The 23,163-nt window shown below is 57.6% G+C and carries 20 protein-coding genes and 1 CRISPR repeat array; of the genes, 16 read left to right on the top strand and 4 right to left on the bottom strand.

Annotated features, from left to right (window positions below):
- Positions 1–6 precede the first annotated feature (6 nt).
- The 10 genes from cas4 (at position 7) to FFV09_RS01645 (ending at position 12,546) form a co-directional block, all read left to right on the top strand.
- Positions 7–657 carry a CRISPR-associated protein Cas4 gene (gene cas4 / locus FFV09_RS01690; protein WP_246098446.1) on the top strand — a complete coding sequence of 217 codons (651 nt, stop codon included), beginning with the start codon at positions 7–9 and terminating at the stop codon, positions 655–657.
- A gap of 1 nt (position 658) precedes the next feature.
- Complete coding sequence (gene cas1c, locus FFV09_RS01685) at positions 659–1,696, top strand: type I-C CRISPR-associated endonuclease Cas1c (protein WP_141446074.1); 1,038 nt, start codon at positions 659–661, stop codon at positions 1,694–1,696.
- A gap of 84 nt (positions 1,697–1,780) precedes the next feature.
- Positions 1,781–2,071, top strand: coding sequence for a CRISPR-associated endonuclease Cas2 (cas2, locus tag FFV09_RS01680; protein WP_141446073.1), 291 nt, complete (start codon positions 1,781–1,783; stop codon positions 2,069–2,071).
- Positions 2,072–2,197: 126 nt separating this feature from the next.
- Positions 2,198–4,154: direct repeats of the CRISPR family, unit length 32 nt; unit sequence GTTTCAATCCACGCACCCACACGGGGTGCGAC.
- A 380-nt stretch (positions 4,155–4,534) separates the two neighbouring features.
- Positions 4,535–4,798: a glycine zipper domain-containing protein gene (locus FFV09_RS01675; RefSeq protein WP_141446072.1), complete on the top strand. Its 264-nt coding sequence runs from the start codon at positions 4,535–4,537 to the stop codon at positions 4,796–4,798.
- 96 nt (positions 4,799–4,894) lie between these two features.
- On the top strand, positions 4,895–6,073 hold the full coding sequence (locus FFV09_RS01670) for a serine hydrolase domain-containing protein (protein WP_141446071.1): 1,179 nt from the start codon (positions 4,895–4,897) through the stop codon (positions 6,071–6,073).
- A 167-nt stretch (positions 6,074–6,240) separates the two neighbouring features.
- A complete protein-coding gene (locus tag FFV09_RS01665; RefSeq protein ID WP_141446070.1) occupies positions 6,241–7,254 on the top strand; it encodes a LacI family DNA-binding transcriptional regulator in 1,014 nt (337 codons plus the stop codon).
- 210 nt (positions 7,255–7,464) lie between these two features.
- Positions 7,465–8,442 carry an ABC transporter permease gene (locus tag FFV09_RS01660; protein ID WP_141446069.1) on the top strand — a complete coding sequence of 326 codons (978 nt, stop codon included), beginning with the start codon at positions 7,465–7,467 and terminating at the stop codon, positions 8,440–8,442.
- 13 nt (positions 8,443–8,455) lie between these two features.
- Complete coding sequence (locus FFV09_RS01655; protein WP_141446068.1) at positions 8,456–9,355, top strand: carbohydrate ABC transporter permease; 900 nt, start codon at positions 8,456–8,458, stop codon at positions 9,353–9,355.
- Between the two features lie 51 nt (positions 9,356–9,406).
- Positions 9,407–11,047 (top strand): type 2 periplasmic-binding domain-containing protein, encoded by a 1,641-nt coding sequence (locus FFV09_RS01650; RefSeq protein ID WP_141446067.1) that lies wholly within the window; start codon positions 9,407–9,409, stop codon positions 11,045–11,047.
- 14 nt (positions 11,048–11,061) lie between these two features.
- Positions 11,062–12,546 (top strand): glycoside hydrolase family 30 protein, encoded by a 1,485-nt coding sequence (locus FFV09_RS01645; RefSeq protein WP_141446066.1) that lies wholly within the window; start codon positions 11,062–11,064, stop codon positions 12,544–12,546.
- A gap of 144 nt (positions 12,547–12,690) precedes the next feature.
- Here the strand turns inward: FFV09_RS01645 and FFV09_RS01640 are convergent, their stop codons facing one another.
- From FFV09_RS01640 to FFV09_RS01625, 4 genes are all read right to left on the bottom strand, one after another.
- On the bottom strand, positions 12,691–13,713 hold the full coding sequence (locus FFV09_RS01640; protein WP_141446065.1) for a LysR substrate-binding domain-containing protein: 1,023 nt from the start codon (positions 13,711–13,713) through the stop codon (positions 12,691–12,693).
- A 485-nt stretch (positions 13,714–14,198) separates the two neighbouring features.
- On the bottom strand, positions 14,199–15,029 hold the full coding sequence (locus FFV09_RS01635; RefSeq protein WP_141446064.1) for a carbohydrate ABC transporter permease: 831 nt from the start codon (positions 15,027–15,029) through the stop codon (positions 14,199–14,201).
- Complete coding sequence (locus tag FFV09_RS01630; protein WP_141446063.1) at positions 15,029–15,901, bottom strand: carbohydrate ABC transporter permease; 873 nt, start codon at positions 15,899–15,901, stop codon at positions 15,029–15,031. Before FFV09_RS01630 ends, FFV09_RS01635 begins: the two co-directional genes overlap by 1 nt.
- A 15-nt stretch (positions 15,902–15,916) precedes the next feature.
- Positions 15,917–17,239 (bottom strand): ABC transporter substrate-binding protein, encoded by a 1,323-nt coding sequence (locus FFV09_RS01625; protein WP_141446062.1) that lies wholly within the window; start codon positions 17,237–17,239, stop codon positions 15,917–15,919.
- 181 nt (positions 17,240–17,420) lie between these two features.
- Between FFV09_RS01625 and FFV09_RS01620 the strand changes: the two genes are divergently transcribed.
- From FFV09_RS01620 to FFV09_RS01595, 6 genes are all read left to right on the top strand, one after another.
- Positions 17,421–19,247 (top strand): cache domain-containing sensor histidine kinase, encoded by a 1,827-nt coding sequence (locus FFV09_RS01620; RefSeq protein WP_342782082.1) that lies wholly within the window; start codon positions 17,421–17,423, stop codon positions 19,245–19,247.
- Between the two features lie 17 nt (positions 19,248–19,264).
- Positions 19,265–20,497: a response regulator gene (locus FFV09_RS01615; RefSeq protein ID WP_141446061.1), complete on the top strand. Its 1,233-nt coding sequence runs from the start codon at positions 19,265–19,267 to the stop codon at positions 20,495–20,497.
- Between the two features lie 20 nt (positions 20,498–20,517).
- A complete protein-coding gene (locus FFV09_RS01610; protein ID WP_141446060.1) occupies positions 20,518–20,745 on the top strand; it encodes a hypothetical protein in 228 nt (75 codons plus the stop codon).
- 125 nt (positions 20,746–20,870) lie between these two features.
- A complete protein-coding gene (locus FFV09_RS01605) occupies positions 20,871–21,125 on the top strand; it encodes a helix-turn-helix transcriptional regulator (protein ID WP_425472299.1) in 255 nt (84 codons plus the stop codon).
- Between the two features lie 3 nt (positions 21,126–21,128).
- Positions 21,129–21,569, top strand: a complete 441-nt coding sequence (locus FFV09_RS01600; RefSeq protein WP_141446058.1) for a hypothetical protein — start codon at positions 21,129–21,131, stop codon at positions 21,567–21,569.
- 290 nt (positions 21,570–21,859) lie between these two features.
- On the top strand, positions 21,860–23,071 hold the full coding sequence (locus tag FFV09_RS01595) for an S-layer homology domain-containing protein (RefSeq protein ID WP_141446057.1): 1,212 nt from the start codon (positions 21,860–21,862) through the stop codon (positions 23,069–23,071).
- Positions 23,072–23,163: the final 92 nt, after the last annotated feature.

Below are 23,163 nucleotides of genomic sequence, written 5' to 3'. Positions count from 1 at the left end.
CTCTTGATGTTGTCTGGCCTGCAGCATTATTCGTTCTGCACGCGCCAATGGGCGCTGATCCATATCGAGCAGCAGTGGGAAGAAAATATCAAAACGTATGAAGGCCAACTGCTGCACGAACGTGCGGATAACCCAATGTTGACGGAAAAAAGAGGTTCGCTCCTGATTTCCCGTGCGATGCCGTTGGTGTCGAGACGCCTCGGTCTGAGCGGCAAAGCGGATGTGGTCGAATTTCACGCAGCCGACGAGGAGACGCCTCCGGGTTATGGAGCCGTGCTGGCCGGCCGCCGCGGCAGATGGATTCCTTTTCCCGTCGAATACAAGCGCGGCAAGCCCAAGCCGGACGATTGGGACGAGGTGCAGCTGTGCGCGCAGGCAATCTGCCTGGAAGAAATGCTCGGCGTCACGGTTGCGGAAGGCGCTCTATTTTACGGAGAACGGGAGAGGCGGGCCGAGGTAGTATTCACGGACAGCTTGAGAACTCGCGTGGAAGACTATTTATGGGGAATGCGGGAATTGTTCGAACGGGGAGAGACGCCGCCCGCGCGTTATCGTCCCGGCTGCAAATCGTGTTCGCTCATAAACGTCTGTCTGCCCAAAATGAAAACAGGCAGCGTGGATTCTTATATGCAGGCCTATTTGGGAGAGGAGGAGTGACGTGAGGAAGCTGTTGAATACGCTCTATGTCACGGCGGCGGACAGCTATCTGGCTCGGGACGGCGAAAATGTGCTGGTGCTTATGGGCGAGAAAGAGCAGCAGGAGAAGTTTCGCGTGCCCGTGCATAATCTGGAGCAGATCGTCACGTTCGGGTATGCGGGTGCGAGTCCGGCATTGTTCCATTTGTGCGCGGAACGCGGCGTAGGACTTACGTTTCTCAATTCATACGGCGGATTTCAAGCGCGTATTCAGGGCAAGGTAAGCGGAAACGTGCTGCTGCGCCGGCGCCAGTACCGCATGGCGGACGGTCCGGAAGCGGTAAGCATATCGGGGCGATTTATCCAAGCCAAGATTATCAATTCCCGCAGCGTGCTTCGCCGTGCCGTACGCGATCATGCGCATGAAATCGATGCAGCGAAAGTGACGGAAGCGGCTCAGACGCTAAAGCGGTTGTCGCTATCGGTCGTGAAAATGCCGACAGGCGATACGATCCGGGGAGCGGAAGGCGAAGCGGCACGCGTGTACTTCGGTGTGATGAACGAGCTGGTACTGGCCGACCGGAATCTGTTCCATATGCATACGCGTAATCGCAGACCTCCGCTTGATCCGCTAAATGCGATGCTGTCGTTCCTCTACACGCTGCTGCGCGTTGATGTTCATTCTGCGCTGGAGACGGTCGGACTCGATCCGGCGGTCGGCTTCCTGCATCGAGACCGGCCCGGGCGGGCGAGTCTTGCGCTTGACCTTATGGAAGAACTGCGTCCGTATCTCGCCGACCGGCTCGTGCTTTCTCTCATCAATCGGCGTCAGCTGTCTGCAAAGTCTTTTGTCGTCAAAGAAAATGGAGCCGTACTGCTGAAGGACGAGGCCCGCAAAGAAGTGTTGGCCGCTTGGCAGAAACGGAAACAGGAAGAGATCACGCATCCTTTTCTCGGAGAAAAGATTCCGCTCGGCCTGCTTCCGTATGCGCAAGCACTGCTGCTTGCCCGTCACATTCGAGGAGATCTGGCCGATTATCCGCCTTTTCTGTGGGAATGAGCAGCTCCTTACATCATGCCGCCCATACCGCCTCAAGTAAGGGGAGCTTAGAAAAGAATAAAGGAACGGACAAGGAGGCGCGACATGTTGGTGCTGATCACGTACGATGTACAGACCACTTCGCCGGACGGAGCCAAACGGCTTCGTTCCATCTCGAAAATCTGTCAAAATTACGGCCAACGCGTGCAGAACTCGGTGTTTGAATGTCTGGTTGATCCGCTGCAGTTCAAGCAGATGAAAACGCAGCTTGAAGCCGTTATGAATCCTCAAACGGATAGCTTGCGCTATTACATGCTTGGAGCGAACTGGAAGCGAAAAGTGGAGCACGTCGGCGCGAAGCAGAGCTATGACCCGGAAGGATTACTGCTGCTGTAGAAAAGCGAGTCCAGAACGTAACAAAAAGAAGCCGCGGGTATTGGATCCTGCGGCTTTTTGGATTGGGTTTAATTACTTGCTTGGGGTGCGATCCATAGATGTGATTGAGCGGTGATTATCCTACGAGTTTCAATTCACGCACCCTCATAGGGTGTGACCACACATCATCTGCCGGAATCGTATGCGATCCTTGTTTCAATCCACGCACCCACACGGGGTACGACGGCACTATAGGCAGCGGCAAGTCTTATCATGCGCTGTTTCAATCCACGCACCCACGCGGGGTGCGACCAGCGTCACGCCGAAGCGGCTTACAAAGGAATCCGTGTTTCAATCCACATACCCACACAGGGTGCGACTGCAGAGCCGGTAGCGCCCGGTGGGTGGGGCCCCGTTTCAATCCACGCACCCACACGGGGTGCGACCGCTTTGCCCAGTCATTTTCGAGTGGAGTACTCCGTTTCAATCCACGCACCCACACGGGGTGCGACCATCAAACGTTGTGCCTCCTCAAGTGAAATTCGAGTTTCAATCCACGCACCCACACGGGGTGCGACGTCAGGTCTGCGATTGCAGTCGACGTGACCAGTAAGTTTCAATCCACGCACCCACACGGGGTGCGACAGGAGCACGACTGCGTCGCCCTCGGCGAGACCCCGTTTCAATCCACGCACCCACACGGGGTGCGACGCGGCGCCGACGAACATATCCCAAACGTAGGTCAGTTTCAATCCACGCACCCACACGGGGTGCGACGTTCCCGTCCTTGTCCGTTTTGTAGTCGATGGATTCGTTTCAATCCACGCACCCACACGGGGTGCGACGAATGACGGGGGCAAACTGGCGTCGGATACGTCGTTTCAATCCACGCACCCACACGGGGTGCGACGATAAAGCCGGGATCAGATACGACGTTCATAGGTGTTTCAATCCACGCACCCACACGGGGTGCGACTCAGTCCTGGAGCACGCAGCCTACACCGAGTCAGTTTCAATCCACGCACCCACACGGGGTGCGACAAGAATGCAAGCAGATGGAACGGGACTTCGCGGAGTTTCAATCCACGCACCCACACGGGGTGCGACCTTTATTCATACGGTAAAGGAGATGGAGCAATGTATGTTTCAATCCACGCACCCACACGGGGTGCGACTTAAATATCTTGAGCTGAGCATACACGTCCCACGTTTCAATCCACGCACCCACACGGGGTGCGACTACGATCTTCGCGTCCAGCTCCTTTTGCATGTCGTTTCAATCCACGCACCCACACGGGGTGCGACCACTCTGGCGGACGATGCTGGTAAGGTCTATGCGCCGTTTCAATCCACGCACCCACACGGGGTGCGACGCCTTTCAGCTTGTTCATCCGCCCTGAGTTTAGCGGTTTCAATCCACGCACCCACACGGGGTGCGACCACGGGATGGGCGCGCCGTCATCCGCTTCCGCATCGTTTCAATCCACGCACCCACACGGGGTGCGACGTAATCAGCGAGTTAAGCTGCATGACTTTGTTGGCTGTTTCAATCCACGCACCCACACGGGGTGCGACTATGATGCCTATGTAGCGCATCGTGATCCGGGGCGTTTCAATCCACGCACCCGCACGGGGTGCGACTTACCGATCCACCGGATGCCGACAGCAACGGGGTCGTTTCAATCCACGCACCCGCACGGGGTGAGACGGTTGGCATTACGGACGTAAAGCTGGCTACGAGGTTTCAATCCACGCACCCGCACGGGGTGCGACGAAGGACGTTTGCTATTAAGGATTTTGCATCCTATGTTTCAATCCACGCACCCGCACGGGGTGCGACATGCAACTCGTCGACAAATTGAGTTCGGAAATCGGTTTCAATCCACGCACCCGCACGGGGTGCGACGTCACCTCCGAATATGCCGAACACTTTGATGGCGTTTCAATCCACGCACCCGCACGGGGTGCGACCAGCAGCCACGGAAATGGACCGCCAGTAATGATGCGTTTCAATCCACGCACCCACACGGGGTGCGACGGCTTGACCGATCCGAGCGCCTGAGACGCAAAAAGTTTCAATCCACGCACCCACACGGGGTGCGACTGTTCACCCTTCCAGCCCAAGCCCGACAAGGCTTCCCGAGCCCAAAAGTGCGAACCTCAAAATCAGCCTACCCAAAACGAGACGAAAATACAAGTCAAATCGTTTAATTCCGTACGGGGTGCGGAGTGCGAACCTGCCCGGGGTTTCATGTGAGCTTCAGGTTCGCAATTTTAGGCGTGTTTTCCCCGTATCAAGTGCAAGCCGCGTGGGAACCTTCCATATATACCTGCAAAATTGCAAACGGACCCGCGTTACTTTACCATGAAAGGTAGAAGACGTTCAGGTGGCCGCGCCGACCCCGCAACCCGCATCTGCAAAATCACCGGCGCAGCCTTAGGCATGTATCCTTTCACCCACTCGTAAACGGGAGGCGATCGAGCATGAGTCCACATCAAAGCGAACACGATCGGAGCCACGCAGATCCAAGTAACAAGCCGCAGGGCGGAGAAAGCCGGCCGACGGAACAGAAATGGCTCGGCTTCGGCCTGGCGATCGGCTCGGCGTTCGGGCTGCTGATCGGCTTGTTTCTCAAAAATGTAGCGATCGGGCTGCCGCTCGGCATGGCGCTGGGCCTTATTTTCGGCACGGCCTTGCAAAAAAGCAAAGATGAACAAAAACGCAAAGACGAACAGCAAAGCAAGTGAGGTTCGACCGATTACGAAATCCGCAAAAACGGAAATGACCCCGTGCAGCCTTTGCCCTCTGCATGTACGGTCTATTGAGAACAGGAGGGCTTTCTTATGGATGCCGTAACAGATAGGCTGCAAAACAACAAAAAAATCGCGCGCTGGTCGGCGCTGCCGGAGCATACTCCGGCGATCGGCTGGATCGTGCGCGGAGAGAAGTTTTATTGGACGCCCGAATCGGGCGCGGCCGGGCAGGCCGGCACAAGCAAACCGAAAAGCAAAGCCAAAAAAGCGCCCGAGCCGCAGTACGAGATCGGTTCGATCACGAAGACGATGACCGCTTTTCGTCTGGCGCAGGGCGAGCAGGACGGGCTGTGGCAGCCTTCCGACACGCTGGCGCAGCTGATCCCGGAGCTTGAGAGCAGCGATTTCGCCCGGCAGGTCACACTGCGGCAGCTGGCGACGCATACGTCGGGGCTGACCCGGCTGGCGAAGAACCAGGTCATTGCCTCGATGAAAAAAGACAAAAGCAATCCGTACGCCGCCTATACCGAGGAACAGCTGCTCGAAGCGGTGCTGGAAGAAAAATTTCGCAGCGGCGCCAAGCATGAATATTCGAACTACGGCTACGGCCTGCTCGGCTGGGCGCTGGGCCGAATCTCCGGCGTTCCGCTGCACGAATCGCTGCGGCGGGAGCTGTTCGTTCCGCTCGGCATGAGCGGAACGGAGATGCCGGTGCTGGACGCGGCGCCGGCAGAATCGACGGCCCAAGCCGGCGGGGCCGCTGTTTCCAAGGCTGCGGCCGGCCGCGGAGCTGCGCCTGCGGGTACCGTGCTCGTTCCGGGCTTCGCGCCCGGCGGACGAGCGGTGCCGCATTGGGATTTCACGTCCGCGATGGCCGGCGCGGGCGCGGTGCGCTCTACCGTGCCGGATATGCTGACGTATCTGGAAGCGCAGCTCGGCCAACATCCGGCGGCCGCACCGTTCGAGTCTTCGCTGCTGGCATGCCAGAACGAGCAGGCTTCCGTCGCGCCGTCCAAAGGCGTCGGCATTGGCTACGCCTGGATGCGTTCGATGCGCAAAGACGGCACGGTCACGCATTGGCATAACGGCGCCACGTACGGGGCGAGCAGCTTTGCGGCGTTCAACCGCGATTTGCAGTCCGGCTTCGTCATTTTGTCCAACCGGGGCGTCAGCTTCGCCGGACAGCTCAAGCAGATGGTCGGCTTGGGCGAGCTGAGTACGGACCGTGCGGCACATCTGGTCGCCGAAGCGCTGTTCAAGAACGAGTAGCGGAGCGTGCTGAAGATCGCCGATCGGCCCGAACAGGGGAAATTACAGGCTTCGCCGGCTGCGGCGAAGTCTTTTTGTATCCTTTTCCAAATTTAGGCTTGCCACCCGAACAAAGCTGTGCTATTTTTAAAATCATAAAAACGTTTTTATAAAAGGAACCGCACACTATGACTAAAATTACGATCCGGGATGTCGCAAGGGAAGCCGGAGTGTCCATTTCCACGGTGTCGAATGCGCTCAACGACGTGGACGTGCTCAATCCGGCGACGAAGCAGCATGTGCTGGAGGTCGCGGAGCGGCTCAATTACGTTCCGAACCTGAACGGGAAGATGCTGAAGTCGGGCAAGACGATGATGTTGGGCTTTTTCACGACAAGCGTGTCCGGTCCTTATTTCTATAAGCTGATCGAGACGATGTCGAGGCAGTGCGAGCGCCACGGCTACGGTTTGAACGTATTCGTGACGAAGGACAAGTCGGTCATCATGAGCAACATCCTCGGCCGGCGCGTGGACGGGGTCATCATTTACGAAGAGCTGAAGATCGACGCGCACGATATCGAAGTCATGCAAAAAGACAAGATCAAAACTGTGTTCCTCGATCGCGAATTCAGCAGCGAGACGATGGGCAGCGTGACGTTCGATTCGTACGCGGCCGGCTACGAAGCGGCCAAGTACCTGATCGGGCTGGGACACAAACGGATCGCTTACATATCCGGCGTCGATACGATGTTCGACAGCGTGCAGCGCCGCGAAGGTTACCGCGCCGCGCTGCGCGAATACGATCTGCCGATCGATCCGGATTACGTGATCCAGGGGTATTTCGAGGAAGACAGCACGTTCAACGCGATCAAGGCGTTTATCCGCATGCACGGAAACAAGCTGCCGAGCGCTTTTCTGGCCGGCAACGACCTGAGCGCGATGGGCTGCATCCAGGCGCTCAAGGCGCACGGATACGAAGTGCCGGGCGACGTCAGCGTCGTCGGATTCGACGACGTGGATATCGCGCAGTATTTCTCGCCGCCGCTGACGACGGTGCGCAATCCGATCGCCCGCCAGGCGATCCTGACCGTCGACCATCTCGTGCGCATGATTCAGGGCAAAGACGAAGGGCACAGCCAGACGCTGACGGGCGAGTTGATCGTCCGCGGCTCCAGCCATGTTCCGGTCGACCGGGCGGAGTAAGCCGGCACTCGGGCCCGGCGTGCGCCGCGATCCGGACTGCGGACGCGCGCCGCAGATCCGCCGGTTCTTTTTTTGAGAAGAAATGTAACCGCTCGCATTATGGGGGATCGGCTGTAACGCAAGTCGGAAGCCGAAAGCAGGTAGTCGATAGCGAATTTTTTTTACAAACAAATAAAAACGTTTTAATCGTAAAGGAGAGGAGTCTTTCCAATGGCCAAATCTGCGCTGGAATCGTCCGGTCGGTCTTCGAGCGGGAAACCGTCGATGCGCTACAGAATCAAAAGCTTCGCGATCGACTACGTGCGCCAATGGGAACTTCAGACGATGGTCATTCCCGGTATTTTGTTCATGATCGTGTTCTGCTTCGTGCCGATCTACGGCCTGACCATCGCTTTTAAAAGTTATACGGTGATCGACACGCTGGGCAGCGCGCCCTGGGTAGGGCTGGAGAACTTCAAGATCATTCTGTCCGACCGCTACTTCTGGGACTCGGTCGTCAACACGCTCGCGATCAGCTTCCTGAAGCTTGCGATCGGATTCGTGCTGCCGATCGTGCTGGCGATCATGATCTACGAAGTGCGGCACAACCGGCTCAAAAAGTTCGTCCAGACCGTCTCGTACCTGCCGCATTTTCTGTCGTGGATCGTGCTGGGCGGCATGATGATCACGTGGTTCTCCACGACCGGGCTGTTCAATCAGCTGCTGCTGGATCTCGGCCTCATCTCGAACGCGCAGAACATCCTGCTCGACGCGAACAAATATTGGTGGATCGCGACGCTGTCCGATATTTGGAAAGAATCCGGGTGGGGCACCATTTTGTATCTCGCCATCATGGCCAAGATCGACCCGACCTATTACGAAGCGGCGAAGATCGACGGAGCGGGCCGCCTGCGGCAGATCTGGAACATCACGCTGCCGAACATGAAGATGATTATCAGCTTGAATCTGATTCTGACGATCAGCGGTTTGCTTGGCTCGAATCTCGACCAGACGCTGGTGCTGATGAACTCGCAAAACCGCGAAAAAGCGGAAGTCATCAACTCGTACGTATACCGCATGGGCCTTGCGCAGGGCGACTTCTCGTACGCGACAGCCGTCGGACTCGGCGTCTCGATCGTATCCGTTATTTTACTGCTTACCGCCAACAAGATTACGAGCAAGCTGAACGACAATCAATCCGTACTGTAGGGAGGAACCGGACATGGGCATACTGACAAAATCGACCAAAATCAAAGGAGGCATGGACAGCCGGGTCTTCGATGCGGTCAATATCACGCTGCTGCTGCTGTTTACGGTGGCGATCGTCGTTCCGCTCTGGAACGTCATCGTGTCTTCGTTCAGCTCCGGGCAATCGCTGGCGCAGGGCGGATTCGCGTTTTGGCCGACAGAGTTTTCATTGGAAAATTACCGCGCGGTGTTCCGGGACGCGAACATCTGGCAGGCTTTCTTCATCTCTGTGGCCAAAACGATCGTCGGCGTCTCGACGCACGTGTTCTTCTGCGCGATGGTCGCCTACGGACTGAGCAAAAAATATTTGAGAGGACGCAGGCTGTACGTGGCGATGGGCGTCATTACGATGTTCTTCTCCGGCGGGATGATCCCGACGTACCTGCTGATCAAATCGCTTGGGCTGCTCAACAGCTTCTGGGTGTATATCATTCCGGCGCTGTTCAGTTATTACGACGTCGTGATTCTGATGAACTTTTTCCGCAATGTGCCCGACGCTTTGGAAGAATCGGCCAAAATCGACGGAGCCGGCGACTGGCGCGTTTTCCTCAGCCTGTTCATTCCGCTGTCCATGCCGGCGCTGGCGACGATCGCCCTGTTCAACGGGGTCGGCCAATGGAACGATTTTATGACGACGAAGCTGTACGTGACCGATCAGGCGCTGTATCCGCTGCAGATGATGCTGTACGAGATCATCGTCCAATCGCAAACGCAGGCCATGCAAAACATCGGCGGTTCGGTCGTGATCGAGACGACGACCAAAGGGGTGCAGCTGGCGACCATCGTTATCACGACGCTGCCGATCCTGGCGATCTATCCGCTGCTGCAGCGCTACTTTATCTCGGGCATGATGCTCGGCGCGGTCAAGGAGTAAACGGAATCCCAATCAACACCACTACATTTTTGCGAAGCGGAGGACTTAATCATGCGGCAAAATAAAAACGTTTTAAGAAGTACGGGTTGGAAATTGGGTGCGGGGATGTTGGCGGCAGCGCTGATGCTGACCGGATGCGGAGGCGGATCGGGCAGCGAAGCGGCGGCTCCGGTCTCGCTGGAAGGGCGCTATGCGCTGGACCCCGAGACGCCGGCGTGGAAATCGGACAAAAAAGCGGAAGCGACGACGCTGACGTGGTACGTGAACGCGGACTGGTGGAATACCGACTTCGGCAAAGATCTGGTCACGAAAAAAATCAAGGAAGACCTCAACGTCGACATCAAATTTTTGACAGGCGACGATACGAAGCTGAACACCTTTTTCGCCGGCGGCGATATGCCCGACCTGATCACCGTATTCGATTCCAACTCCGCCGTCGCGCAAAAAGCGTCTACCTGGGCGCTTCCGCTGAACGATTTGGCGCAGCAGTACGATCCGTATTTTAACAAAGTCGCGGCCGAAGACACGCTGAATTGGTTCCAGCTCAAAGACGGCAAAACGTACGGCTACCCGAACTATTCCAACACGCAGGCGGATTACGACAGCGGCGAGATCCCGGCCAAGACGGCGTTCATTATTCGCAAAGACGTCTATGAAGCGCTGGGCAGCCCCGAGATCGGCACGCCGGAGCAGTTTGCTTCCGTGATGGGCGAGATCAAACGGCAATTCCCGGAATTGATTCCGTTCGGTTTCAATTCGATCGGCGAAGGCACCGGATCGCTGGGCGATACGCTGCAGGATTTCCTCGGCGTGCCGCTGCAAACGGCAGACGGACAGTTCTACGACCGCAATCTGGACGAAGATTATCTGGCCTGGCTCAAAACGCTGAACGAAGCGTATCGCGCCGGCGACTTGAGCGACGACAGCTTCGCGGACGACGGCACAGGCTTCGAGGAGAAAGTGAAAGTCGGCAAGTATGCGACGATGCTGCTGGACGGCACGCCGCAGCAGAGCGGCAATCTGCAAATCTTCATGACGGCCAATCCGGACAAAGCCTATATGGCGATCGACGGGCCGCAGAGCACGAAGGGCAGCCAGCCGACGCTCAACCAATCCGGCATTACCGGCTGGATGGTGACCTACGTGACCAAAAAAGCGAAAGATCCGGCCAAAGCGATCCAAATCTATACGTATCTGCTGAGCGAAGAAGGCCAAATGTTGATGAATTACGGCATCGAAGGCGAGACGTACAAGATGACCGCGGATGGCAAAGTCGAGCTGCTGCCGGAGATCAAAAAGCTGCAAACGGACGACGCGGATCGTTATAAAAAAGATTACCGGATGGGCGAGTTCATGTTCTTCGGCCACGACAAGCATAAAGCGCTCAGCGACGACGCGTTCCCGGAATCGGTCAAACAAATGCAGGCATGGGGCGAAGGCAAGCTTGTGCCGCACTTTATTCTGGAAAACATAAACCCGGATCAGGGAACGCCGCAGGCCCGCGCGTTGACCGCGATCAATACGAAATGGAACACGACGCTCGTCAGCTTGATCCGTGCCAAGGACGACGCTTCGTTTGAAGCCGTGTTAAACGAATACAAAGCGTTCCAGGAGCAAAACGGCTGGACCGACATCGTAAAGATCCGCAGCGAAAAAATGGCGGCAAACAAAGAAAAACTGGGCCTCAAATAATGGAGGAATCGGAGATGGCGAACTGGACGATCTACCGCTCGCGGGGCGAATATGACCTGTTCCGGGAGCTCAGCATGGACGAACTGACAAGCGGCGCTGAACTGGAAAAGGAAACGAAAACAGAAAAGGAATCCGCATCGCAAGCGCAAGTGGAAGGAGCCGCGCGCGTCGAACTGGACCAGAACGAGCGAGGCCAACGCATGGACGGCTTCGGCGCTTCGTTTACCGATTCGTCGGCGTACCTGATCCATCGGGTGCTGGGCGAAGCGGAGCGCGAAGAGCTGATGGTCAAATTGTTCGACGCCCAGAGCGGAATCGGGTTGTCGGTGCTGCGCAATCCGATGGGTGCCTCGGACTATGCGCGCAGCCTGTACAGCTATGACGATCTGCCGGAAGGCGAAAGCGATCCGTCGCTCGCCAAATTCTCGATCGCGCACGACGAAGCGGACGTCATTCCGCTGACCCGCAGAGCGCTGGAGCTGAACCGTGATCTCAAGCTGATGGCGTCGCCGTGGAGCGCGCCGGGCTGGATGAAGACAAGCGGCTCCCTGTTGGGCGGTCGCCTCAAACCGGAGTATTATGACGCGTTTGCGCAGTATTTCGTACGCTATATTCAAGCTTACCGCGAGCACGGCCTGCCGATCCATGCGGTAACGCCGCAGAACGAAGCGCTGTACGAGCCGCGGCATTATCCGAGCATGTTCATGCCGGCCGACGTACAGACGGCGTTTATCCGCGATTATCTCAAGCCCGCGTTCGTTCAGGCCGGGATTTCCGCCAAAATCTTATGCTACGACCATAACTGGGACCGGCCGGATTATCCGCTTGAAGTGCTGGCCGGCGCGGGAGATGCAGTCGACGGTGTAGCGTGGCATTGGTATGGCGGCAACGCTTCGGCGCAATCCGACGTTCTGCAGGCGGTACCCGGCAAAGAAGTGCATTTCACCGAAGGGTCGGGCGGCGAATGGATTCCCGCGTTCGAGCCGGCTTTCTCGAACGTGCTGCGCACAGGCATCGAGATTCTGCGCCATAACAGCCAATCGTTTGTGCTGTGGAACATGGCGCTTGATGAACAGAACGGACCGACCGTGCCGGGCTTCGGGCAGAGCACCTGTCGCGGCATCGTACAGGTGAATCAATCGACCGGCGCTTTGACGTATACGCTCGATTACTACGCGCTGGCCCATTTCAGCAAAATCATCCGCCCCGGCGCCGTCCGGATCGGATCATCCTGCGCGCAGCCGGAGATCCGCTCGGCCGCGTTCGAGAACACCGACGGCTCGATCGCCGTCGTCCTGTTCAACGACGCCGAAGAAGACCGCCGTATCACGCTGCGGGTGCCTTCGGAAGTGTTGGAAGTGTCGGAGGCCACAGAGGCCGCGAAAACTTTAGAGGACGCGGAGGCAACAGGCGCAGCGGACGCAGCGGATCACGCAGTCGAGTTCAGCTTCCTGCTCGAAGCCAAAGCCGCCCTGTCGCTGCTGCGCCGTTCGCGCTGAGAACAGAACGGCCGTCCGAGCCTCCGACCGCCCAACTGTCTAACTGTCTAACTGTTCAACTGTCCGACCGTCCGACCGTTCGACCGAAGCGACGTTCGTATCCGGCGAGTTTCCGATGGCACGGCCTGCTTCATCCGCTGGCTTTCAAACGTCAGTTCCCGCAGGTCCCGTCAGTTCCCGCTGCTGCCGCAGCAGCTCGATGAATATGTCCAAAGCCCGCGTCCGAAAAGACGACGCCGTCACGATCGACAACGGCCTGATATGCGGTAGGCCGGGAATATCGACGATTTGCAGTTCGCCGCTGTAAAGTTCGCGCCGGATTGTCCAACGCGACAGCAAACTAATGCCGAGTCCCGCGATCACGGCTTCTTTGACCGCCTGCGTGCTGCCGAAGACGAGAATCTCCGCAGGCGAGACGACGCCCAGCCTATGCAGCGCGTCGTCCGCGGCTTCGCGAGTGCCCGAACCGGGTTCCCGCAGAATCCAGGCGTGGGCGCTTAACGCTTCCGGCACGGTCGGTTTCAATGGCGGCGCAGCATTGCTCCGCAGGCCGGGCCGATTCAGGTCTTCCCGAACTTTGCGAATAAACGGATCTTCGGACACCGGCTGCCATGCGTTTTCCTGTTCGTCTGCAAGCTCGATCAGCGGATGATCCGGTGAAGCTACCAGCACCATTCGGTCGTCCGCCAGCTTTTCCGCGCGCAGCGGCCGCATAGGCTGCGGTTGCCCCTGCACGATGCCTACGTCCAATTCGCCGGTGCGTACTTTGTCGGCGACAGCGGCGGTCTTCCCGATGATTACGGAAGGCTCTACTTCGGGATACTGCTGCTTGAGCTTGGCCAAGACGCGGGGCAGGATATATTCGCCGAACGTAGGGCTGGTCCCGATCGCAAGCGCCCCGCCGGCGTGGCTGCCCAGATCTTCGACCGATTTTTGCATGCGTCCATACGAACCGAGGATTTCTTTGGCATGTGCGTAGACGATCTCGCCGGCCCGCGTCATCCTGACCTGTTTGTTGCTGCGCTCCAGCAGCTGCGCGCCGACGGCCTCCTCCAGCGCACGAATATGTTGGCTGACGGCAGGTTGGCTCATATGGAGCACCGCGGCGGCCCGGGAGAAGTGTCCTTTGTCCGCGACGGCCACGAAGACCCGAAGCTGTTGATCCATGCGGCATACCCCTTTCGTTTTGCGATTTCGTATAAGCTATATAAGTTTACTTATCGTTTTGATTATAAATCGGTATGTTGCTTATATACAGGTTGGACATACCATAGGAGTGGGACGGCGCGATACGATGGCAGCATAAGGGTGAGGGGGCGACGCGATGCGAAGACAACTTAAAGGCGAGAGGCTGCGTGATGCGATTATAGCAAGGGTATGCGGTGGGACGATACGATTACAGCCTAACGGCAGAATTCGGCGCTGACGTTGTTGGCGAGGCACAGGAGCGTGTGAGTGAGTGTATGGTTGTGTGTGCGTGTTCCTGCTGCTGCCGATAAGCGGCCGGTCCCGCATCAGATCGAAACGAAACGTCGACGACTTGGCTGCATATCGCGGCGAAGGTCGGACTCCGATCAAACATCAAAAAAGGACCCCTGTCCGCAGACGGGAGTCCTTTTTTGCGATGATTCGGCTCTTTTGCTGAGAGCTGCTTAGCCTTTTACCGCGCCGGCTGTCAGGCCGCTCACGATATACTTTTGGCAGAACAGATACAGAATGAACACCGGCAGGGAAGTCAGCACGAGATCGGCGAAGATCAGGTTCCAGTCGCGGCTGAATTTTCCGTAAAAATTGTACACCGAGAGCGGCATCGTCCAGTCGGAGCTGTCGGTCAGGAAGTAGAGCGGGATCGTAATATCGTTCCAGACGGACATGAACACCATGATCGCGACCGTCGCGTTGACCGGGAGAATGAGCGGCGTGACGATTTTGAAAAAGACGCTCAGCGTGCCTGCCCCTTCGAGAAACGCGACTTCGTCGAGCGCTTTCGGGATGGAGCGGATAAAGCCGCTGTACAAAAAGACGCTGAACGCCGTGTTGAGCGACGCATAGATCAAAATGACGCTCGTGATGCTGCCGTAGAATCCGAACCACTGCACGACGCGAATCGTCGTAATGGTCGACATCGGCGCAATCAGTCCCATGAAAAAGAACATGTACAAAAAGTTCGACAGCTTCGTGTCGCGCCGGGTGAGAATGAACGCGGCGGCGGACGAAGTGAATATGTTCAGGAAGCAGGATACGCCGGTGATCAGGATGCCGTTCCAGAACGCGCGGGCGAGCCCGCCTTCCCGGAATACGGTGGCGTAGTTGGAGAAATGCCATTCGCTCGGCAGGCGCAGCGTGAACTTCATGACTTCGATGTTGTTCATGAAACTGCCGAAGATCATGACGAGCATCGGCAGGATAATGATCAGCGAAGCCAGGATCAGGAAGCCTTCGACTAGGTAATTGCGCCAGGCCATTTTGCGGGTGTAGTTCATTATTCGGATACCTCCTTGCGGCGCATGAAGATCAGCAGCGGAATGGCGATAATCGTCACGGCCGCGAACAGCAGCGTATTGACCGCGGTGCCGAGTCCCCAACTGCCTTCGCCGAACGAACGCAGGATGATCGTGCCGACGACCTGCGACGCGTTGCCCGGACCGCCGCCGGTCAGGACGAACACTTCGGAGAATACTTTCAGGCCGCCGATCAGCGTCAGCATCAAGTTGATGTTCAGCGCGGGGAGCAGCAGCGGCAGCGTAATGCTGCGGAAGCTTCTCCACGCGCCGGCGCCGTCGATCGTCGCGGCTTCGTAGTAGTCTTTGGGAATCGACTGCAGGCCGGCCAGATAGATCGCCATCTGGAAACCGGCGTGCTGCCAGACCGATACGGCGGCGACCGTCCAGATGACGATCTGCGGATCGGTCAACCAGCTCTGGCCCAGGAAGCCGAGGCCGACCGACTCGAAGATCCGGTTGATCGTGCCTTCCGAGCGCAGCATCGGCGTGAACACGATGCTGATGACCAGAACGCTCAGAATGGACGGGGAATAGAAGACGGCCCGCAAAATGTTGCGCGTTTTGAGCCGCATGTTCAACGCGATCGCAAGCGCCAGGCCAATCAGGTTTTTGCCGATGACGGTTGCGACCGCGAAGATGATCGTGTTCTTGATCGCGAGCAGCAGCGTCTTGTCGGTGAAGATGCGTTCAAAGTTGGCCCAGCCGATAAACTTGATGCCGACCCGGTCAAGCCGCCAATCCGTGAACGAGTAGAACAGGCCGGCGATCGCGGGTACGACGAACAAGACGGAATAGATCAGCAGGGCAGGCAGGATCAGGTAGTAGGAATATAGTTTTCTCGATATTCTCATCTCTTCACGCTCCGATCAAAACCCTTCGATTTCCTTGTCTTTCATCAGCTGCGCGAACTTCTCGTCCCATGCGGTCAAGACGCCCTGCGCGTCGATGCCGCCGGCAAACTCGTCCTGAAGCAGGCGGTACAACTCGCTGCGGTCGACCAGCATATGGGCATCGACCGTAAGCACGGTCTGCTTCGGCGTGATGTAGTCGTCCACGATCTCCTGCTTGTAGGCCGGCAGTTCCGGGGTCGTCACGTCGCTGAAGTTGGAGACGAATTTCTGTTCGTCGATGATCTTCTGGGCGACGTCTTTGCGGGCGACATATTCGAAGAACTGCTTTGCTTCTTCCATGTGCTTCGCTTTTTTCGGAATGAACAGCTGGCCGCCGAGCGGGCTCGCGCCGAGTTTGGCGTCGGGCGCATACGGGATCGGGAACACGCCGAGATTCATATCCGGGTCGTTGTCGTTGACGTTCTGGATCAGCCAGTCGCCCATGAACATCATCGCGACTTCCTTGTTCAGGAACTTGCCGACCGCCATATCGTAGCTGTCGCTCAGGATGTCGCCGTTCGTATAGCCTTTTTCGTACACTTCGTACTGCTGCTGCAAAATATCCGCGAACGCCGGGATATCCGACCATTTCTTTTTGCCCGAGTTAAGCTCTTTGAACAGCTTCGGCTCGTTCTTCTCCGCGTAATCCGCGAAAGCGGCGGCCGGCCAGACGTTCGCGGCCCAGTTGTCCTTGAACGGCATGAACACCGGCGTGATACCCGCGGCTTTGATCTTTTCGCAGACGGCCAGAAACTCTTCGAAGTTGTTCGGAACGGCGAGGCCCAGTTCTTCGAACATGTCTTTGTTGTAGACGACGCCCTGCATGCCGGTATCCTGGCTGAGATGGAAACTGTATACGTGGCCGTACGCGGACAGCACTTCCTTGTTCTCGATCCGGCTCACCCACGGCTCGTCGTCGAGAATCTCGAAATTGCGCTCTAGATTGAGATCCGTCGTCGCGCTGGCCAGGTTGTACTGGACGATATCGGGCGTCTCGTCGACCGCAAGCTTCGTCTGGAGCACGGTCGCCGTCTGTTCGGCCGGTAGTAGCTGGAGATTGACTTTGATGCCGCTCTCTTTTTCAAAAGCGTCAAGCAGGTCCTGCTGTACGAAAATGGAATCCTGTGAACTTTTGGAAATCGCCAGCTCGATCGTCGCGCCGCCGGCTCCGCTGCTGCTTCCGCTGCCGCCCGCCGCTGTCGATCCGCCCGGCGAAGCGCTGCCTCCGCAGGCCGTAAGTGAGACCGCGAGCAGCCCTCCAAGCAGTCCCGCCGCGATCTTCTTCGTTTGTTGGTTCATGTTGTCGCCCCCTATGTATTGAATTCGCTTACAAATATGAATTATAGAGGTCGGAGAAGGACGGGTACATGTCTGCCATTTACTCTTTGGGTGTAATATCCTGAACAACGTGCGAACCCTTGTCCATTTCCGACTTTGTATTGTACAGTATGAACATCAACACGCCATGGGAGGTTCCGCGGTGCTTTTCCAAAAAATGAAAATCGGAAGCGCGCAGGCCAGCCTGCAGACCAAGTTCCTGCTGGCGTTCGCCGTGCTGCTCGTGATCGTCATGGGCAGCTTCGGCGTGTACGTCAACCAGGTCGTCGTCCGCCCGCTTCGGGACACGACCGAGAACGAGATGCGGCTCGCCGCGGCCAAGATCGGCGATCAGCTGAATCTGTACGTCGACGGGCAGAACCAGCTGTCCCAGCGGATCTTGTCGAGCCAGGACATTTTCGCGCTCATGCCTTCCGGCAGCGAGTCGGGTCTGACCGTGGAAGGGCTGGCCCGCAGCCGCAAATTGAGGGAAATCATGTTCCAGTCGATCGGACCGAGCATGAATATCGAAGACGTGGCGATCTACGACCTGCGCGGGACGCTGCTGACGACTTTCATCAGCATGTCCGGCAATCCGTCGTCGCTGCTGCCTTTTCTGGAAAGCAGCGGCAGCAGCACGACGTGGAATGAGAGCGGTTACGCGCTGTATCGTCCGAGCTCGAACCGGGTCTTTTTTGTCCGGGCGATCCGGAATCAGAACGGCAAAGTGTTCGGCTATATGGCGATCCAGCTGCAGCAGGAGATGCTGCGCCGTTCGGCGGCGGCCGGCAGTTCGGGCAGCGACGTCTACGTGCTCGATCACAACGGCCAGACGGTCTACGCGTCGAGCCGCCAAGCGGACGGAAGCATTCCGAAGCTTGAGACGTCGCAGCCCGATTCCGAAGGCGTCTACCTCGACGGACAGGATAATTATGTCGCGTTTTCGCGCTCGGACGAGACGGGATGGACGACGTACAGCGTGACCCCAAAGCGGGTCGTGCTCGGTCCGGTCAACTCGGTGACGACGGTGTCGATGCTGCTGATCGCGTCGCTGTTTCTTTTTTCCGCCGCGTATATGTATTTCTCCGCCCGAAGCTTGCTGCTGCCGATTCGCAAACTGCGCAATCAGATGCTGCGCATCAATTACAGCAATATGGACACGCGCGTCGTGACGCCTTCGTCGAACAACGAACTGCTCATGCTGAGCGAATCGTTCCAGGGGCTGCTCGATCGCCTGCAGGTGTCGATCGAGCGGGAAAAGTTGGCCGTGCACGAAGAAGCGCTCGCTCGCCATTCGGCGCTGCAGGCGCAGATCGCGCCGCATTTTATCCACAATACGCTGTACCTGATCAGCATCGCCGCGCAGGAAGGCAAAAACGACGTCGTCTCGGAAATGTGCAAAAACCTGTCGGACAGCCTGCGCTACATCGTCTCCTCGCCGTATCAGCATGTCAGTCTCACGCAGGAACTTGAGCATGCCGAACATTATCTGGCGCTGCTGCACCGCAATTACGAAGACGATCTGGTGTGGAGCGTTGACGCAGACCGGGCTTTCGACGACATTCGCCTGCCGCGCCTCGTCGTGCAGCCGTTCGTGGAAAACTGTATCGAACACGCGTTCAAGGAAGCGGACACGCCGTGGCGTATCGAAGTGCGGGTGAAAGTGTACAACGGGCTGTGGGCGCTGGAAATTCGCGACAACGGCGACGGGTTCGACGACGCGACGATCCGGCACGTGCTGGACAGTATCCGGGCCGGCGAAGCGACGGACCACAGGGCGCATGCAGCGAAAAACGACGCGTTGGCGTCCGGCAGCGCAAGCTTGGACGGCGTCGCAACGGGCATCGGCGGCATGGGCATCGTCAATACGGTGCGGCGGCTGCAGCTGATGTACAAAAACCGGCTCTTTTTCAACATGTACAACCATTCGGACGACGGCGGCGGAGCGGCGGTCCAGATCATTGCGTCGCTGACGGAAGATTTTTATTAGCCAAAAGGAGGGGCGGCATGTACAACGTCATCATCGCGGAAGACAGCAAGCCCATTTTGCGCCATATCCGAATGCTGATCGAATCGTCCGGCCTGCCGGTGCGGGTCACCGCGACCGCGTCGAACGGGATCGAAGCGCTGGAGCGGCTTCAAGACGGGCAGGCCGACATTTTGCTGACCGATATCCGCATGCCCAAGCTGGACGGACTGGGGCTAATCGAACAGGCCAAAGCGCTGAATCCGCGTCTGCAGGCCGTGCTTATTACAGGCTACAGCGATTTCGACTATGCGCGGCGCGCGCTGAACCTGCATGCGTTCGATTACCTGCTCAAGCCAGTGGACCAGACGCAGCTGAGCGACGTGCTGGAGCGGCTGATCACGCAGTTGGCGGAGCAGCGGCAGAGCGACCGCAAGCTGCTGGAAAGCGTGGTCGAACCGGCGTTTCTCGCGGACATGCCGCTGGATGCCGGACTGCTGGCGGGCCGGTATCGGATGGCGCTGCTGCGGCGCAGGCCTTTTGCTGCGCAGGCGGAGCGGGCGTGGACGGCCCGGGAGATCGAAGCGGCGCTCTCCGCGCTGCCCGGCGGCGAATGCCGATACGTATGGCCCGCGCCGCAGCAGGGGCGGTTCGTGGTGCTGCTTGCGGAGCAAGAGCGTGCAGCAGACGGCGAAGCGGCTGCACGCCAGCTGACGCAGGCGCTGCAAGGGTCTCTGGCCGCGGCCGGTCTGCCCGCGGTCGTAGCGGCCGCGCCGGAACCGGCCGGTCTGGGCGCGCTTGCGGCCGTGCATGCGGCGCTTGAGCGGGAGCTGCGCGGGCACTTGACCGTCGGCGGGAATCTGGCGCCGCCGATCTCCGCCGAAGGCGATTACGCGGCGCCGCCGCAGGCAGGCGAAGCGTCCAAGCTTGCGCTGCGGGAACCCCTCAAGCGGGGCGGCGAAGAGCTGTTCGAGCGGCTGGACCGTTATTTGCGGCAAAATCTGTACGCGCAGCTGTCCGTTACGGAAGCGGCGCAGCAGTTTCACGTCAGCCCTTCGTACGTAAGCCGCCTCGTGAAGCGCTATACCGGCAGCACGTTCGTGCATCATTACATGGCGCTCAAAATTGCGGAAGCCCGACGCCTGCTATCTTCGGGGCCCGAAGTCAAAGTCAAACATGTCGCCGAAGCGCTCGGCTTCGGCGATCCGCACTATTTTTCCAACGTGTTCAAAGAGTATGTCGGCTGCCGACCAAGCGAATTCAAAGACAAATGAACAAGAAGGAGTGAGCGGATATGGAACAATCGCCGCGCGACCAAGCCGTCCGTCAGGGCGCCGAAGCTTTGGCCGGAACGCTGCACTTTTTTAGCCTCGGGATGGGAGTTGTACTGATTGCGTTTGGTCTGTACGTAATTTGGCCGAAAAAATACGATCGAAAACGCAGCGGAACCAAAACGTTCGGCGGGGTGCTGTGCGCGGGCTTTGGCTTGGTGCTGCTCGTGAACGGGCTGCTTCAGCTGTAGGGCGGGCCTTGAAGAACGAATTGGGGCGAAAACGCAAAGAGAGCTTCGGGCCAGATCCCGAATGCTCTTTTTTTGTTGAATTTGCAAAGCAAACTAGACATTTTGTGCAAAGTAAACTATGCTTAATGTGCAAAGTAAACATTGCATTTACTGGATACAGGCGAGGAGGCGTTCCGTTGAAAACCAAAATCCCGGAACTGCGCAAGCAGCGCAAGCTGTCGCAGGAGGAGCTTGGGATGGCCGTCGGCGTGACCCGGCAGACCATCACCTCGCTCGAGGTGGGCAAATACACCGCATCGTTGGTGCTGGCCTACAAAATCGCCCGTTATTTCGGGCTGACGATCGAAGAAGTATTTGATTTTAGCGAAGTGGAGGAATAACCTATGGAATTATTCAAACGAAAACTGCGTCTTCGGATTCGCGTGCTGACGCTGCTCGCCGTCGCCGTCGCCCTGATCTATGCCGGCTTTATGATCTACCGTTCGGAACTGCCTGTCTTGAACAGCTTTATCAAAGGATTCCATCACGGCATTTTCTTCGGTCTGGAACTGATCATCCTCGGCTTTTTGGTCCAATACGTCAAAGCGTCCAAAAGCGAAGAAGCGACCCGCAAATTGCAGATCAGCGAAAACGACGAACGCACGGGTCTCATTCTTCAAAAGGCGGCTTCGCTCGGCACTTCCGTCGCGTTTTTCGGCATCGGGATCGCTACGATCGTGGCCGGATTTTTGAACACCGTCGCGTTTGTAACGCTGCTGGGCACGCTGCTGTTCGTTCTGATCGTCTTCTTCTCGATGTGGGGGTATTTCGCGAAGCGGATCTGATCGCCAGGCGGCAGGTTGGAGTGGGAAGCCGCGGAAATAAGCTTGCTTTTTCGCTCGGAATCCTTTAGATTTGAACTCAACAGAATTCTGCCTTTCGCGAAGCACGCGGACGGACTTTCCTCGGGGAAAGTTTCGTCCGCTTTTTTGCGTGGTTTTTAGCATTTTTGGAAGCAAGCACACTTCCCGAGTGCAAGCAAGCCGGCGACAATGGGAAGACGGAAGGCTGCCGGAGGAGCAATGTTGTCGGAGGAGATCGAGGCAGCGCCACTATACAGAAGGAGCGTGAAGAGATGAACAAGTATGGAATGAGATGGGCCGGATTGGTTTTGGCGGGGGTATGGGCGGCAGGCAGCCTGTGGAGCGCAGCTCCGGCCGCAAACGCCGCGGCGGTCAGCTTTTTGGACGTCAAAGCCGGCCACTGGGCGTATTCTGCCGTGAACGGAGCGATGCGGGAAGGATACGTCGACGGTTATGACGATGCGACGTTCAAGCCGGACGCGAGCGTCACGCGCGCGGAATTCGTCAAAATGGCCGTTTCGGCGCTGAAGCTCGACGCCGCTCCGACAGGCGGCCGCTGGTACGCGCCGTACGTCGAGGCGGCCGTCCGGGCCGGCTTGTACGACGCGAGCGATTTTCCCGACAGCGAAGCCGGATGGGCCGCCGCGATGACGCGCGAAGAAATGGCGAGAGTCGCCGCCCGCGCGATCGGGGAGGAGACTCGCGAGAACGACAAATGGATGTACCTCGCCACGAAGACCGGACTGATCCAGGGCGTCGGCAAAGGGCAGATCGCGCCTCAAGGCCTGACCACCCGCGCGCAGTCCGTCGTGATCATCGAGCGTATCCGTTCCGTCAAAAGCGGCGCCAAACTCGAGATCGACCGCTACGCCGCCGGCTCGGCCGAAATCGCCTGGCACGGCACGAATATCTTCTCGATCATGCCCGAGATGTTCGTCACCCCGGAATCCGATTGGAAAAGCAAAGGCAAACCCTCGATCGAAGACATGTGGAACGAAAAAAACATGACGATCACGTCCAAAGACGGCCTGTACCAAGGCAAACTGGACGCGCTGATCGCGATCGACATGGCCGATGCGAACGATCCGAATCGGGGGTTGTTGGGGGATGTCAGTACCGTGAAATGGTATAACAATGACGAAGTCATGAAAAACCTAATCAAGGGTAAAACCAACACGTATGTGCTGTACTTCAAAAGCCATACGGTATACAACAAAGACAAGTCCAAATATGCGGACATTCCGTTCGTTCAGTTTCAAATTAGTGGATTTGGCAGCCCGGATACTAATGCGTTTTATGCGGGAACCCTGAACAAAACCGCATATCTGTATCGTAATCAGACAGATGACTTACCCGCAATCATCGTACCTAAAAGTGGTACCATGCAAAATGGGAACGACATCAAAATTGTCCTGCAAGCGCCAACCGGCTCTAATATTCGATTCATCGAAATCGATCTGCTTAGACTGCGAGGCCTTCAATAATGAAAAAACGCCGACAACGCAAAAACAGATTCACGCTTGTCGGACTCAGCATGCTGCTCATTGCCAGCAGCATGCTGGGTGTTTTTTTTCCA

It is taken from the genome of Saccharibacillus brassicae (genome assembly GCF_006542275.1).
Classification (GTDB): Bacteria; Bacillota; Bacilli; order Paenibacillales; family Paenibacillaceae; genus Saccharibacillus; species Saccharibacillus brassicae.
The sequence above is the reverse complement of the archived record's forward strand: the minus strand, read 5'-3'. Positions and strand labels throughout refer to the sequence as shown.

What these genes read in the sequence shown, in the direction of transcription:
- cas4 (WP_246098446.1), top strand. Translation starts at nt 7, where the DNA reads ATGTTGTCTGGCCTGCAGCATTATTCGTTCTGCACGCGCCAATGGGCG.
- cas2 (WP_141446073.1), top strand. Translation starts at nt 1,781, where the DNA reads ATGTTGGTGCTGATCACGTACGATGTACAGACCACTTCGCCGGACGGA.
- FFV09_RS01675 (WP_141446072.1), top strand. Translation starts at nt 4,535, where the DNA reads ATGAGTCCACATCAAAGCGAACACGATCGGAGCCACGCAGATCCAAGT.
- FFV09_RS01670 (WP_141446071.1), top strand. Translation starts at nt 4,895, where the DNA reads ATGGATGCCGTAACAGATAGGCTGCAAAACAACAAAAAAATCGCGCGC.
- FFV09_RS01665 (WP_141446070.1), top strand. Translation starts at nt 6,241, where the DNA reads ATGACTAAAATTACGATCCGGGATGTCGCAAGGGAAGCCGGAGTGTCC.
- FFV09_RS01660 (WP_141446069.1), top strand. Translation starts at nt 7,465, where the DNA reads ATGGCCAAATCTGCGCTGGAATCGTCCGGTCGGTCTTCGAGCGGGAAA.
- FFV09_RS01655 (WP_141446068.1), top strand. Translation starts at nt 8,456, where the DNA reads ATGGGCATACTGACAAAATCGACCAAAATCAAAGGAGGCATGGACAGC.
- FFV09_RS01650 (WP_141446067.1), top strand. Translation starts at nt 9,407, where the DNA reads ATGCGGCAAAATAAAAACGTTTTAAGAAGTACGGGTTGGAAATTGGGT.
- FFV09_RS01645 (WP_141446066.1), top strand. Translation starts at nt 11,062, where the DNA reads ATGGCGAACTGGACGATCTACCGCTCGCGGGGCGAATATGACCTGTTC.
- FFV09_RS01640 (WP_141446065.1), bottom strand. Translation starts at nt 13,713, where the DNA reads ATGGATCAACAGCTTCGGGTCTTCGTGGCCGTCGCGGACAAAGGACAC.
- FFV09_RS01635 (WP_141446064.1), bottom strand. Translation starts at nt 15,029, where the DNA reads ATGAACTACACCCGCAAAATGGCCTGGCGCAATTACCTAGTCGAAGGC.
- FFV09_RS01630 (WP_141446063.1), bottom strand. Translation starts at nt 15,901, where the DNA reads ATGAGAATATCGAGAAAACTATATTCCTACTACCTGATCCTGCCTGCC.
- FFV09_RS01625 (WP_141446062.1), bottom strand. Translation starts at nt 17,239, where the DNA reads ATGAACCAACAAACGAAGAAGATCGCGGCGGGACTGCTTGGAGGGCTG.
- FFV09_RS01615 (WP_141446061.1), top strand. Translation starts at nt 19,265, where the DNA reads ATGTACAACGTCATCATCGCGGAAGACAGCAAGCCCATTTTGCGCCAT.
- FFV09_RS01610 (WP_141446060.1), top strand. Translation starts at nt 20,518, where the DNA reads ATGGAACAATCGCCGCGCGACCAAGCCGTCCGTCAGGGCGCCGAAGCT.
- FFV09_RS01605 (WP_425472299.1), top strand. Translation starts at nt 20,871, where the DNA reads ATGTGCAAAGTAAACATTGCATTTACTGGATACAGGCGAGGAGGCGTT.
- FFV09_RS01600 (WP_141446058.1), top strand. Translation starts at nt 21,129, where the DNA reads ATGGAATTATTCAAACGAAAACTGCGTCTTCGGATTCGCGTGCTGACG.
- FFV09_RS01595 (WP_141446057.1), top strand. Translation starts at nt 21,860, where the DNA reads ATGAACAAGTATGGAATGAGATGGGCCGGATTGGTTTTGGCGGGGGTA.